Genomic DNA, 12874 nt, shown 5'->3' with positions numbered 1-12874 from the left:
GGGTAGGCAGCTGCCGTGCATATGGAGGATTAGCTCAGCTGGGAGAGCATCTGCCTTACAAGCAGGAGGTCACAGGTTCGAGCCCTGTATCCTCCATCTCGAGTCGTTAGCTCAGTTGGTAGAGCAACGGACTTTTAATCCGTGGGTCGAGGGTTCAAGTCCCTCACGGCTCATTGACCCTAATGCGGGTGTGGCGGAATTGGCAGACGCGCTAGATTTAGGTTCTAGTGTTTTCGGACGTGTGAGTTCAAGTCTCACCACCCGTATATGCCAACCACATGTTGACATTAATGCCGATTTAGCTCAGTTGGTAGAGCATCTGTCTTGTAAACAGGGGGTCGTACGTTCAAGTCGTATAATCGGCATTTATATTTTGCGGAAGTAGTTCAGTGGTAGAACATCACCTTGCCATGGTGGGGGTCGCGGGTTCGAATCCCGTCTTCCGCTTTTCATTAAAATATGCCGGGGTGGCGGAATTGGCAGACGCACGGGACTTAAAATCCCGCGGTTGGTTTCAACCGTACCGGTTCGACTCCGGTCCTCGGCATTTAATGAAGCGCCCATAGCGCAACTGGATAGAGTGTCTGACTACGAATCAGAAGGTTGAAGGTTCAAATCCTTCTGGGCGCATTTATTAACGGGAAGTGGCTCAGTTTGGTAGAGCACCTGGTTTGGGACCAGGGGGTCGCAGGTTCGAATCCTGTCTTCCCGATTAGTAATCTATATAAATCTAATGGTTACAGTTTTTGGCGGTGTAGCTCAGCTGGCTAGAGCGTCCGGTTCATACCCGGGAGGTCGAGGGTTCGATCCCCCCCGCCGCTATTTTGTAAGCTTGGACCTTTAGCTCAGCTGGTTAGAGCAGACGGCTCATAACCGTCCTGTCGTAGGTTCGAGTCCTACAAGGTCCATAAAGACTAAAAACTTTAATTGTTATTTTCATCGCGGGATGGAGCAGTCTGGTAGCTCGTCGGGCTCATAACCCGAAGGTCGTTGGTTCAAATCCAGCTCCCGCAATATGGTCCATTGGAGCAGTGGTTTATCTCGCCTCCCTGTCACGGAGGAGATCATCGGTTCAAATCCGATATGGACCGTAAGATGGCTCGGTAGCTCAGTTGGTAGAGCAAAGGATTGAAGCTCCTTGTGTCGGCGGTTCGATTCCGTCCCGCGCCATTCGTTTTTTTATACATTGCGGGTATAGTTTAGTGGTAAAACGAAAGCCTTCCAAGCTTTAGTCGCGAGTCCGATTCTCGTTACCCGCTTTTTTGGGCCTATAGCTCAGCTGGTTTAGAGCGCACGCCTGATAAGCGTGAGGTCGATGGTTCAAGTCCATTTAGGCCCATATGGAGTAGTACTCAAGTGGCTGAAGAGGCGCCCCTGCTAAGGGTGTAGGTCGGGTTTTCCGGCGCGAGGGTTCGAATCTCTCCTACTCCGTAAGTGTAACCACCTAATCATTTGATTAGGTGGTTTTTTTGTATTTTAAAATGGAGATTATTATTATGGCTTTTGAAAATTTAATTCATAGTAAAAGTATTGCTCAAACCAAAGAAATTGCGTGGGCTTTGACTTTTTGTGGAGGATTTATTGATGCATATACTTATATTCAAAGAGGTCATACATTAGCTGCTGGTCAAACTGGAAATATAATTTTCTTTAGTGCATCTTTAGCTAATGGAAATATAATTGGAATGATTAATAGATTATCAACTATTTTAGCTTTTATTTTTGGATTGATGGTGGTAACAGTTATTCATTCACATACTCAAAGCCGTTATTGGAGAATATTTGAAATGATTCCAATAATGATAATTTGTGCTGTAGTAAGTTTTTTGCCTAAGAGTGTACCGGACTATTATGTAGTACCTGCTTTAGCAATTGGTCTAGCAATGCAAAATGGAGCATTTAAAAAAATAGAAGGATTAGGCTATAGTAATGCTTTTACTTCTGGAAATTTAAAGAAAACCGTTATTGCGTGGAGTGAGTATTATTTTGATAAAGATATCGATCAAAGAGAGCCGGCACGTAATTATACTGTTTTAGTGCTTGCATTTGCGTCAGGAGCCATTATTTCAGCTTCATTTCAAAAGATTATAGGGTCCTATACCTTATTAATTGCTACGGCGCTTTTAGCGCTTATAAATGCGTTTTATGGCTATATGGTATATAAGAGACATAAAGAGTGGGAAAACAGAAAAAAATTGTCCCAGAAACGTTGATTTAATAGCATTTTTGAATGCTTTTGAAATTTAATTCAAAAAAAGTTGAAATTTCTCTTGCCAAAAGCAAAATTATTGTGTATTATTAAATACGTCTTGTGGCACAGGTCACTTAAATAAAAACTTTAAATAAAAAAAGTTAAAAAAGATGTTGACAAATGATTTAAAGTTAGGTATTATAATTAAGTGCCTTGCGTCAGTAAGGAATGACAACGACCCGTTGGTCAAGTGGTTAAGACACGGCCCTTTCACGGCCGTAACATGGGTTCAAATCCCGTACGGGTCATTACCAATTTAATATATTTGGTACTTTATTTTCACGATGGAGGATTACCCAAGTGGCTTAAGGGAACGGTTTTGAAAACCGTCAGGCGGGTTATGCTCGCGCGTGGGTTCAAATCCCACATCCTCCTTAACATCGCGGGATGGAGCAGTCTGGTAGCTCGTCGGGCTCATAACCCGAAGGTCGTTGGTTCAAATCCAGCTCCCGCAATATGGTCCATTGGAGCAGTGGTTTATCTCGCCTCCCTGTCACGGAGGAGATCATCGGTTCAAATCCGATATGGACCGTAAGATGGCTCGGTAGCTCAGTTGGTAGAGCAAAGGATTGAAGCTCCTTGTGTCGGCGGTTCGATTCCGTCCCGCGCCATCAATAACGGAGGAGTAGCGAAGTGGCTAAACGCGGCGGTCTGTAAAACCGCTCTCTCTGAGTTCGGCGGTTCGAATCCACCCTCCTCCATATAATAGGGATATCGTATAATGGTAGTACATCGGTCTCCAAAACCGCTGATGTGGGTTCAATTCCTACTATCCCTGTTTTATACTTCACGGCGGAATTGGTGAAGGGGTTAACACACCGGTTTGTGGATCCGGCATACATGGGTTCGAATCCCATATTCCGCCCTAGCATTGGGATATAGCCAAGTGGTAAGGCATTAGACTTTGACTCTAACATGCACTGGTTCGAATCCAGTTATCCCAATCTATCTAACAAAATATTAAGCTCATGGCAGGGTAGCCAAGTGGTAAGGCAGAGGTCTGCAAAACCTTTATCGTCGGTTCGAATCCGATCCCCGCCTTTAAGCTAACAGAAAACATTATGGCGGTGTGGCGGAATTGGCAGACGCGCCAGACTCAAAATCTGGTGTCCATTACGGACGTATCGGTTCGACCCCGATCACCGCTATTTTCAAACAGTTCACGGAAGTGAGCTGTTTTTTTGTTTTATAACTTTTGTATATATTTCCTATTAAAAATTGCTAATGTTTTCTTGAATCTCTATAATATTTATTATGGAGGTATTTTTGATGAACATTGGTATTTTCACCGATACATATTTTCCCCAATTAAGTGGGGTTGCAACGTCCATAAAAACGTTGAAAGATGCTTTAGAAAAACAAGGGCACAATGTATTCATATTTACGACGACTGATCCTCATATGAAAAAAGGAACCATTGAACCAAATGTTTTTCGGTTTAGTAGTATTCCATGGGTATCGTTTACTGATCGTAGAATTGCTTTTAGGGGCTTTTTTGAGGCGGCGAAAGTTGCTAAAGAAGTTAAATTAGATATTGTACATACTCAAACAGAATTTGCATTAGGCATGATGGGTAAATATGTTGCTCATCAATTGAAAATTCCTGCAATCCATACTTATCACACTATGTATGAAGATTATTTGCATTATGTACTTAATGGTCATCTTCTTAAGCCATATCACGTTAAACAATTTACAAAAGGATATTTAAAAAATATGGATGGAGTAATTGCTCCAAGTGAAAGGGTAAAAGATTTACTTATTCGTTATGGGGTAAAAATTCCTATTCAAATCATTCCTACTGGGGTAGATATTGAAATTATGAATAGGGAAACTAATAATAATTTACGAAGCGAATTAGGAATTAATTCTGATACATTTGTCATTTTGACTCTAAGTAGAATTGCAGCAGAAAAGAAAATCAACCATATTCTGAATGTTATGCCTCAGGTAATTGAAAAATTTCCAAATGTAAAATTAGTAATTGCTGGAGATGGTCCAGATGTTAATGTTTTAAAAGAACAGGTTGAGAGATTGACCTTAGAGGACTATGTGCTTTTTACTGGACCAGTGGAACATGAAGATGTAGGTAATTATTATCGAATGGCTGATTTGTTTGTTTCTGCCAGCGATACAGAGACCCAAGGCTTAACTTATATAGAAGCTATGGCATCAGGTACACCTTCTATTGTTTATGATACTGAATATACTAAGAATATTTTTAATAATAAAATTTTAGGTCAAACTTTCACTACCCAAGCTGAGATGCTAGCTGAAATTTTAGATTATTTAAGTATGGAAAAGAAAAAAATTCCTAAAGATATACTAGAAGCAAAATTAGAAAAAATTTCTGCTAACCACTTTGGTAAAGAGGTGTACAATTTTTACCAGGAAGTAATTGAAAACTATAAGAAAAATGAAGAGGATTTAGATGATTAGAATTAATATGTTTTCACAAGCTGATTCAGTCAAAGGACAGGGAGTGGGCTCAGCTTACAATGAATTGATGACCTTATTAAGAAAAAAGCTGGTCGATGAATATTACGTTACTGTTAACAAGTATGGTGTTTCTGATTTAACTCATTATCACACTATTAATCCGACATATTACTTAAATAGTTTTTCACCAGCACGTGGCAGAAAAATCGGTTATGTTCACTTTTTACCTGATACTTTAGATGGATCAATTAAATTGCCGAATACTGCTAAAAAAGTTTTTTATAATTATGTGATAGATTTTTATAAAAGAATGGATCAAATAGTAGTAGTTAATCCAATTTTTATTGATAAACTCGCAGAATATGGAATTGATCCAAATAAGGTTCAATATATTCCAAATTTTGTTTCAAAATCTGAATTTTATCCTCAGAATCAAGTTGAAAAAAATGCTTTTCGTAATAAATTGGGTATTCCTCTTGATAAGTTTGTTGTTTTTGGAGATGGACAAGTTCAAGAGCGCAAAGGTGTAGATGACTTTGCTAAAATGGCGGAAGCTAACCCGGATGTGGAGTTTATTTGGGCTGGAGGTTTTTCCTTTGGTAAAATTACCGATGGTTATGATCATTATAAAAAGCTTGTAGATAATCCACCAAAGAATTTAAAGTTTACTGGAATTATTGATCGAAAAGACTTAGTAAATTATTTAAATATTGCAAACTTATTTGTTTTACCTTCATATGATGAGCTTTTCCCAATGTCAGTTCTTGAAGCTTTCAGCTGTAGTACTCCCGTACTATTAAGGAATCTAGACTTATATAAAGCTATTATTGATGGATATTATCTTAAAGGCGATAATTTTGAAGAAATGAATAAGCAACTTCAAAATGCAATTAAGAATCCGCAAATTTTGCAGCAATACAAAGAATTGTCTTTGAAGGCTAGTGAGCAATATTCAGAAGATAATTTAGCTAAAATTTGGAGTGATTTTTATGCTCAGCAATATGCTATTGGAAGGGAATTAGGACAAATTCATTAATGAATAAAAAACACTTATGGGGCATACTGATTGTTTTAGCAATCAGCGCCTTTGTACTTTATACAGATTTAAAGACAACTCCGATTCATGAAATTCAAAAGGCAGCTCAAGGAATGAATTGGTTTGCCTTTGTTTTAGTTTTTGCATTGATGCTTTTATCTTATATTTGTGAGGCTGCTATTTTAGCAACTTTAGCTAAAAGAAAAGATGAGCCAAAAAGAAGCAAATGGTCATTTTTTAGAATACCAATCATTCAAGCTTTATTTAATGCTATTACTCCAATGTCTACAGGAGGGCAGCCTTCCCAACTTGCAGCAATGGTGCAAATGGGAATTGAAGGTGGAAGAGCCACGTCGCTTTTATTAATGAAATTCATTATTTATCAAGTTGTTGTATTATTTGCGTATGTCTTAACTATTATTTTTGGCTTTCACATGGTTGCTACTAAATTTTCAGCGTTAGCGATTTTTATCGTTATAGGCTTTATTATTCATATTAGTTCTATTTTATTTTTATTAGCAATTATGTTTGCTTATAATTGGACAAAAAATACGACTAACTTCTTTATGAATCTACTAGCAAAATTTATAAAAAAAGAGCGTGTAGAAAAATGGCGATCAGCTACAATGGAAAAAATTGAAACATTTTATTCTGAAAGTCAAAAATTAAAAAAAGAAAAGAAAAAATTACTTGTTTCAACATTTTTAACAGTATTACAATTACTGATTTTTTATTCTATTCCATATGTAGTGTTAATGGCGCTCAATGTTAATGCTTCATGGCTTGCAGTTACTCAAATGAACATTATGATTATTATGTTTATGGCAATTATTCCAATTCCAGGAGCATCTGGGGGAGCAGAATATAGTTTTCAGACGCTTTTTGCTACTTTTGTTTCTTCGCATGGTGCTCTTGTACTGGGAATGTTTTTATGGAGATTTGCAACTTACTTTTTTGGCATGATTTTAGGAATTTTTGGTTGGATTTTTAAACCTAAAAAAATAAGTAGTAGAAAAAATAATTAACATTCAGTAAAATAGCTAGTTATTAATTAAGTATAAGTAGTAATATGATTGTCATAAATGAAAGGGGGAGCATTGGGTGAAGAGTATAAAATCTTCTTTTAATTGGTTAACTAATACTAAACTAGGCTTTTTTACGATTGTTTTAGTATTATTTTGGCTAAAAACGTATTGGGTTTACTTAAATAAGTTTAACCTGGGTGCTGTAGGTCCAATGCAAAATTTTTTACTATTGATCAATCCACTTCCAGCAGGGATGCTGTTACTTGGAATTGGATTATTTTTTAAAGGGCGTAAATCATACTGGATAGTAATGATTATCGACTTTTTACTTAGTTTATGGTTATTTGCGAATATACTGTATTATCGTGAATTTTCAAATTTTTTATCTTTTTCGATTATAAAAACATCTGGCTCAACTTCAGATAATTTAGGGAAAAGTATTGCGGGAATTACTCAAGCTAGTGATTTTTTAGCTTTTTTAGATGTTGCGTTAATTATTGCATTATTAATTTTTAAAATTATTCATATTGACATTCGACCATTAAAATTACGAGTTAATTTGATGATTGAAACTTTAGCATTAACGCTTATGGGAATCAATTTATTAATGGCTCAAGAAGATCGTTCAGGTCTTCTTACTAGAACTTTTGATAATAATTATATTGTTAAATATCTGGGAATAAATGAGTATGCTGTATACGACGGTTTTAAAACTGCTCAAACGAGTGCTCAAATGGCTAAAGCAAATGTTTCAGATATTAATTCTGTTCAAAAATATTTAAAAGCTAATTATGTTAAGCCTAATCCGGAATATACTGGTGTAGCTAAAGGGAAAAATGTTTTGGTAATTCACTTAGAAAGTTTCCAACAATTTTTGATTGGTTATAAGTGGAAGGGAAAAGAAGTTACTCCTAATCTAAATAAGATTTATCATGCAAAAGATACTATAAGTTTTGATAATTTCTTTAATCAAGTAGGTCAAGGAAAAACTTCCGATGCTGAAATGATGCTTGAAAATTCTCTTTACGGTTTGCAATCGGGAAGTGCAATGTCTAGTTATGGTACAAGCAATACTTTTCAAAGCGCGCCAGCAATTTTGCATCAAGAAGCAGGTTATACCACTGCTGTAATGCATGGAGGAGCTGGATCATTTTGGAATAGAAATAATGCTTATAAGTCATTTGGCTATCAATATTTTATGCCACTTTCTTATTATGAAAATAAACCAGACTATTACATTGGATATGGTATAAAGGATAAGATTTTCTTTGATCAATCTATTAAGTACATTGAACGTTTACCACAGCCATTCTATTTAAAGATGATAACTGTTACTAATCACTATCCATATGATATTGATAAGAAAAATCAAACAATTTCTAAAACCAATACTGGGGATGAAACTGTTGATGGCTATGTACAAACTGCTCATTATCTAGATCAAGCAATTGGTCAATTAATGAAGTGGATGAAAAAGACTGGTCTAGATAAAAATACTTTGGTCATGTTTTATGGTGACCATTATGGTATTTCTGGTAACCACCACAAAGCTAGTGCCGAACTTCTTAAAATGGATAGTTTTAACGATTTTGATAATTTGAATTTTCAAAGAGTTCCATTAATGTTTCATATGGAGGGGCTTAAAGGCAAAATCGATCATACATATGGTGGAGAAATTGATGTTTTACCAACTTTATTGAATCTTTTAGGTGTAAAAGATAATGATACAGTTCAATTTGGTCATGATTTATTGAGTAAAGATGCTCCTCAAATAGTTGCTCAAAGAAATGGTGACTTTATTACTCCAGAATATGCAAAAGTTACAGGAAGCTACTATTACACTAAATCCGGAAAGAAAATTACTCACCCAGATAAAAAGTTAAAAGAGAAGTTATTAACTTTATCAAATCAGGTAACTACTCAACTTTCATTGTCGGATCGTGTAATCAATGGTAACCTTTTGAGATTTTATCAACCAAAATGGTTTACTAAAGTTAAACCAAGTGATTATAATTATAATAAAGATGAGTCTTTAAAGACTTTATATTCAAAAGACAATAAAACATCATTGTGGTATAAAAATCACAAGAAGACAACACAATCAAAATTTAAGACTGATGCGCCTGAACTAGAAAAATAAGCCTGCAAAATTTTCTATTTTGTGATAAAATTGTTCAGTAATCGTATCTGTGTATTGGAGGCAGCGCATTGTACAATTTATTTATGACGCTACTAATCATTGTTTCAATTTTAATCGTTATTGCAACAATGATGCAGCCACAAAAGCAACAAGACGCTTTAAACGCCCTTTCAGGTGGTGCAGTTTTTAGCGGTCAAACCAAAAAACGTGGTTTTGAAGCATTTATGGAAAAAGTAACCGCAGTTTTATTGGTACTATTTTTCGCATTTGCTATTGTATTAGCAATAATGTCTTCAAAATAATTTTTGTTTAAAGTCTCCCGATCAAATGTGTTGGGAGGCTTTTTTTATAAATATTTACTTAGATAAAGAAATGGAGAAATTAATTAATGGTACAAAATGAAAAGACTTTAGGCGGTGTTTTAGAAATATTTCGCCATGAGCCGCAAAAACAATTTCGAATAGATCAAATTGAAAAAAGGGCTCGAAGAGAGCGTTTAGGTAATTTTACTGAACTAATTAAGGCATTATCATTTCTAGAACATGAAAAAAAGATTATTACAGATGGTAAAGGACGCTATCAATTAGCTCAAGCTAATACGATTGTTGAAGGTGAATTTAGAGCAAATGAGCGTGGATTCGGTTTTATAAGACTTGATGATGAAGAAGCCGATGATGTATTTGTTGATGCTGATTATACTAAATTTGCAGTTAATGGCGATCGTGTAAAAGTAAAAATTATTGCTGATGGCAATCCTTGGAATGGTAAGGGACCAGAAGGTCATATTGAAGAAATTTTAGAACGAGGAACCACAACATTAGTTGGTGAATATCATCCATTAACTGATGAAGAAGTTAAGAGCAGTCATTTTATTGGTTATGTTTTAAGTAACGATAAAAAACTCCACAAATATCGAGTTTATGTTTCTGAGAATGGTATTGTGCCTCAAATGGGCGATATGGTTAAGGTTTCAATTAAGGATTATCCTAATGAAGCAAATCCAGAATCAATGACTGGGGCAGTTATTGAGGTAATTGGTAATAAAAATGATCCTGGTGTAGATATTATGTCTATTGTTGCTTCACATGATGTTCGTACTGAATGGCCAGAAGAAGCAATGAAGCAAGCTAATAGTATTCCTGATCATGTTACTGATGAAGACAGAAAAGGCAGAGTTGATATTACTGATCAACCAGCTGTAACAATTGATGGGGATGATTCAAAAGACTTTGATGATGCAGTAGTTGTATGGAAGTTGCCTAATGGTAATTATCATTTAGGTGTTCATATTGCTGATGTATCTCACTATGTTAAAGAAAATACTCCATTAAATGCAGAAGCTTTTGCTCGTGGAAATAGTACTTACTTGGTAGATCGTGTTATTCCAATGCTTCCATTTAGATTGTCTAACGGAATTTGTTCATTGAATGAAGGTGTGGACCGTCTTGTTTTGTCATGCGATATGGAAATTACACCAGAAGGTAAGCGTGTTAACTATAAAATTTACCCATCAGTTATGCGTTCTCATGGTCGAATGACTTATAATAAGGTTAATAAGGTCTTAGCAGGTGACATGGATGGTTTAGAGGATAAGTATGTAAAATTACGCTCAATGCTTGAAGATATGTCAGACCTTCACAATGTTTTATATAAGCAACGTCATAAGCGAGGAGCAATTGACTTTGAAGAGCCAGAAGCAAAAATCATTGTTGATGATAAAGGCAAGCCAGTAGATATTGTATTGCATGAACGTGGCACTGCTGAAAAAATGATTGAATCCTTTATGTTGATGGCAAATGAAACCGTAGCAGAAGATTATTATAAAAAACACGTTCCATTTTTATATCGTGTCCACGAAACTCCAGATGGAGAAAGAATTAAGAACTTCTTTGAGTTTTGTAGTGCTTTTGGACTTAATGTTAAGGCAGACCCTAATAATGTTAAACCAATAGATTTACAAAAAGTAGTAACTAAAACAGAAGGTACGCCTGAAGAAGCAGTTGTCCAAATGATGATGCTGAGAAGTTTAAAGCAAGCACATTATTCAGAAGATGCTCTTGGACACTTTGGTTTGGCTGCAGAGTTCTATACTCATTTCACTTCTCCGATTCGTCGTTATTCTGACTTGATGGTTCATAGAATGATTCATCAATATGCAGATAAGGGAATGGGAGAAGATACTCAAAAGCATTTTGCAAGTTATTTGCCAGAAGTTGCTGAACAAACTTCAACTCAAGAACGTCGCTCAATTGATACCGAGCGTGAAGTAAATGATCTTAAGATGACAGAATTTATGGCAGATAGAGTAGGTGAACATTTTGACGCAGTCGTTTCTTCAGTTACTAGCTTTGGAATGTTCATTCAATTGCCAAATACTGTTGAAGGTCTTATTCACATTTCTAATTTAGATGATGATTTTTATAGTTTTGACGAAAAGACTTTAACTTTAACTGGACGTGGCACTCATAAAAAGTTTAAGATAGGGATGCCTATCAAAGTTACTTTAATCAATGCTAATGTTGAACAACATCAACTTGACTTTGAAATTTATGATCCAAATGCTCCTAAGCGTAAGCATAATGATCGTGGAATGAATAATCGTCGTCGAGGTAATCGTGGTTTTAAGAATAATCAAGGTCGTCGCGGTGAAAAACAACACAACTTCCGTGGTCGTAAAAATAATAAAAATCACAATAGTCGTAATTTTAAGCATTAGGTGAATTCTACCATGAAACAAAAAAATGAAAATCTGATTGCTCAAAATAAAAAAGCCGGGCATGATTATTTCATTAAGGAAACTTTAGAAGCTGGTATTGCACTTACAGGAACTGAGATTAAGTCAATTCGTGCACGTAGAATTAATTTGCGTGATGGTTATGTGCAAATTATTGATGGATCTGCTTTTTTGGAAAATGTTCATATTAGTGAGTATAAGCAAGGAAATCGGTATAATCATGATCCTTTAAGAAGTAGACGGCTTCTTTTACATAAAAAAGAAATTACTCGCTTATCTAAAGCTCAAGCTGAACGTGGGATTGCTATTATTCCTTTAAAGGTTTATCTTAAGCATGGCTTTGCTAAAGTCTTAATTGGAGTAGGACAAGGTAAAAAGCAATATGATAAGCGTGAAACAATTAAAAGAAGAGATCAAGATAGAGAACTTCGTAGAAAATATAAAGTTTAGTGTTTTAAGTACTGCCTTTTTGAGGTAGTGCTTTTTGTATAAATATAATTTTATAATTGTATAGTATAAAATGGATTAAAAATATACATTTAATTATTGAATAATATAGTCATAGATAGTAATATATTTTTAAACGCTTATTGCGTATAGCTTTAAAAAATAAGAAAGGAAAATATATGTATTATGTCTATGGTGGAGTATATTGATGGGTTGGAGAGTTTGATCAGTGCAGGGGAAAGAAAAATTACTATTACTAAGTTGTGTAAAATGAGCGATAAAAGATTAAATGACTTTAAATATCGCTTTAAAACTATGGGAGAGTTTGTAACGCATGTATTAGAGTATGAGTTGTGTAATAATTTGCGTGAAAATACCGCAAAAGATTTTTCTCGAGTGTTTTATGACATTTTAAAAGAAATCTATAGTAGAAAGTATTATTATCATGCTGTGATAGGTTTATTAAATACTGGGCATTTTGATAAAAGAGTAGAGCACAAAATTGATGCATATCACAAAATTGAAAAAATTTTTATGATGGAAATAGAAGAGTATGTAAAAAGCACTGGTGTTTTACGTATGAGGGATGTAAGAGGATGTGCGAGTCACATTTGTTCTAGAATTCAGGTTTGGTGGACGCATGAATTTAAAGAAGATCCACAGACTATTTTTCAAGAGTTACGTTCATCGTTAGATATAGTTGAAAGAGCAAGACAAGAAAAGTATTAGAAAGAATGCGTAATTTGGTGCCGAATTACGCATTCTTTTATTTAATTTAAAAAAGTTACAAAAAAGGGTTGCA

The 12874-nt window shown here is 35.2% G+C and carries 9 protein-coding genes and 27 tRNA genes; all 36 read left to right on the top strand.

Annotated features, from left to right (window positions below):
* Nucleotides 1-23: 23 nt before the first annotated feature.
* The 36 genes from ACTHPI_RS09560 (at nt 24) to ACTHPI_RS09385 (ending at nt 12801) form a co-directional block, all read left to right on the top strand.
* Nucleotides 24-96 (top strand) — tRNA-Val (locus ACTHPI_RS09560).
* Between the two features lie 4 nt (nt 97-100).
* Nucleotides 101-173: transfer RNA gene (locus ACTHPI_RS09555), tRNA-Lys, on the top strand.
* A gap of 11 nt (nt 174-184) precedes the next feature.
* Nucleotides 185-266, top strand: a tRNA-Leu gene (locus tag ACTHPI_RS09550).
* 26 nt (nt 267-292) lie between these two features.
* A tRNA-Thr gene (locus ACTHPI_RS09545) sits at nt 293-365 on the top strand.
* Between the two features lie 10 nt (nt 366-375).
* A tRNA-Gly gene (locus ACTHPI_RS09540) sits at nt 376-447 on the top strand.
* A 14-nt stretch (nt 448-461) separates the two neighbouring features.
* Nucleotides 462-547, top strand: a tRNA-Leu gene (locus ACTHPI_RS09535).
* Between the two features lie 9 nt (nt 548-556).
* Nucleotides 557-630 (top strand) — tRNA-Arg (locus tag ACTHPI_RS09530).
* Nucleotides 631-638: 8 nt separating this feature from the next.
* A tRNA-Pro gene (locus ACTHPI_RS09525) sits at nt 639-712 on the top strand.
* A gap of 36 nt (nt 713-748) precedes the next feature.
* Nucleotides 749-822: transfer RNA gene (locus ACTHPI_RS09520), tRNA-Met, on the top strand.
* A 12-nt stretch (nt 823-834) separates the two neighbouring features.
* Nucleotides 835-908, top strand: a tRNA-Ile gene (locus ACTHPI_RS09515).
* Nucleotides 909-940: 32 nt separating this feature from the next.
* Nucleotides 941-1014: transfer RNA gene (locus ACTHPI_RS09510), tRNA-Met, on the top strand.
* A gap of 3 nt (nt 1015-1017) precedes the next feature.
* Nucleotides 1018-1091 (top strand) — tRNA-Asp (locus ACTHPI_RS09505).
* A 6-nt stretch (nt 1092-1097) separates the two neighbouring features.
* Nucleotides 1098-1170: transfer RNA gene (locus ACTHPI_RS09500), tRNA-Phe, on the top strand.
* An 18-nt stretch (nt 1171-1188) separates the two neighbouring features.
* Nucleotides 1189-1259: transfer RNA gene (locus ACTHPI_RS09495), tRNA-Gly, on the top strand.
* A gap of 5 nt (nt 1260-1264) precedes the next feature.
* Nucleotides 1265-1339: transfer RNA gene (locus tag ACTHPI_RS09490), tRNA-Ile, on the top strand.
* 3 nt (nt 1340-1342) lie between these two features.
* Nucleotides 1343-1431, top strand: a tRNA-Ser gene (locus ACTHPI_RS09485).
* A 65-nt stretch (nt 1432-1496) separates the two neighbouring features.
* A complete protein-coding gene (locus ACTHPI_RS09480; RefSeq protein WP_445353878.1) occupies nt 1497-2213 on the top strand; it encodes a YoaK family protein in 717 nt (238 codons plus the stop codon).
* A gap of 214 nt (nt 2214-2427) precedes the next feature.
* Nucleotides 2428-2499 (top strand) — tRNA-Glu (locus ACTHPI_RS09475).
* A gap of 38 nt (nt 2500-2537) precedes the next feature.
* Nucleotides 2538-2626 (top strand) — tRNA-Ser (locus ACTHPI_RS09470).
* Nucleotides 2627-2632: 6 nt separating this feature from the next.
* Nucleotides 2633-2706, top strand: a tRNA-Met gene (locus ACTHPI_RS09465).
* A gap of 3 nt (nt 2707-2709) precedes the next feature.
* Nucleotides 2710-2783, top strand: a tRNA-Asp gene (locus ACTHPI_RS09460).
* Between the two features lie 6 nt (nt 2784-2789).
* Nucleotides 2790-2862: transfer RNA gene (locus ACTHPI_RS09455), tRNA-Phe, on the top strand.
* A gap of 8 nt (nt 2863-2870) precedes the next feature.
* Nucleotides 2871-2952 (top strand) — tRNA-Tyr (locus ACTHPI_RS09450).
* Nucleotides 2953-2958: 6 nt separating this feature from the next.
* Nucleotides 2959-3029, top strand: a tRNA-Trp gene (locus ACTHPI_RS09445).
* Nucleotides 3030-3043: 14 nt separating this feature from the next.
* Nucleotides 3044-3116, top strand: a tRNA-His gene (locus ACTHPI_RS09440).
* 7 nt (nt 3117-3123) lie between these two features.
* Nucleotides 3124-3195: transfer RNA gene (locus ACTHPI_RS09435), tRNA-Gln, on the top strand.
* Nucleotides 3196-3221: 26 nt separating this feature from the next.
* Nucleotides 3222-3292 (top strand) — tRNA-Cys (locus ACTHPI_RS09430).
* A gap of 22 nt (nt 3293-3314) precedes the next feature.
* A tRNA-Leu gene (locus ACTHPI_RS09425) sits at nt 3315-3399 on the top strand.
* A 121-nt stretch (nt 3400-3520) separates the two neighbouring features.
* A complete protein-coding gene (locus ACTHPI_RS09420) occupies nt 3521-4690 on the top strand; it encodes a glycosyltransferase family 4 protein (protein WP_445353877.1) in 1170 nt (389 codons plus the stop codon).
* Nucleotides 4683-5726, top strand: a complete 1044-nt coding sequence (locus ACTHPI_RS09415) for a glycosyltransferase family 4 protein (protein ID WP_445353876.1) — start codon at nt 4683-4685, stop codon at nt 5724-5726. The genes ACTHPI_RS09420 and ACTHPI_RS09415 overlap by 8 nt, the downstream gene beginning before the upstream one ends.
* Nucleotides 5726-6751, top strand: coding sequence for a lysylphosphatidylglycerol synthase transmembrane domain-containing protein (locus ACTHPI_RS09410; protein ID WP_445353875.1), 1026 nt, complete (start codon nt 5726-5728; stop codon nt 6749-6751). The genes ACTHPI_RS09415 and ACTHPI_RS09410 overlap by 1 nt, the downstream gene beginning before the upstream one ends.
* A gap of 76 nt (nt 6752-6827) precedes the next feature.
* Nucleotides 6828-8891, top strand: a complete 2064-nt coding sequence (locus ACTHPI_RS09405) for an LTA synthase family protein (RefSeq protein WP_445353874.1) — start codon at nt 6828-6830, stop codon at nt 8889-8891.
* Between the two features lie 68 nt (nt 8892-8959).
* Complete coding sequence (gene secG, locus ACTHPI_RS09400; RefSeq protein ID WP_144355756.1) at nt 8960-9193, top strand: preprotein translocase subunit SecG; 234 nt, start codon at nt 8960-8962, stop codon at nt 9191-9193.
* 86 nt (nt 9194-9279) lie between these two features.
* Entirely contained in the window at nt 9280-11607 is a 2328-nt protein-coding gene (rnr, locus tag ACTHPI_RS09395; RefSeq protein ID WP_445353873.1) for a ribonuclease R, read from the top strand.
* 12 nt (nt 11608-11619) lie between these two features.
* Entirely contained in the window at nt 11620-12075 is a 456-nt protein-coding gene (gene smpB / locus ACTHPI_RS09390) for an SsrA-binding protein SmpB (protein WP_445353872.1), read from the top strand.
* A 210-nt stretch (nt 12076-12285) separates the two neighbouring features.
* The gene (locus ACTHPI_RS09385; RefSeq protein ID WP_445353871.1) at nt 12286-12801 is read left to right on the top strand and encodes a hypothetical protein; all 516 of its coding nucleotides are present in this window, start codon (nt 12286-12288) and stop codon (nt 12799-12801) included.
* The last annotated feature ends 73 nt before the right edge of the window (nt 12802-12874 follow it).

Source organism: Lactobacillus sp. PSON (assembly GCF_052615405.1).
Note: the sequence above shows the minus strand (reverse complement) of the source record. Positions and strands in the feature narration are given on the sequence as shown.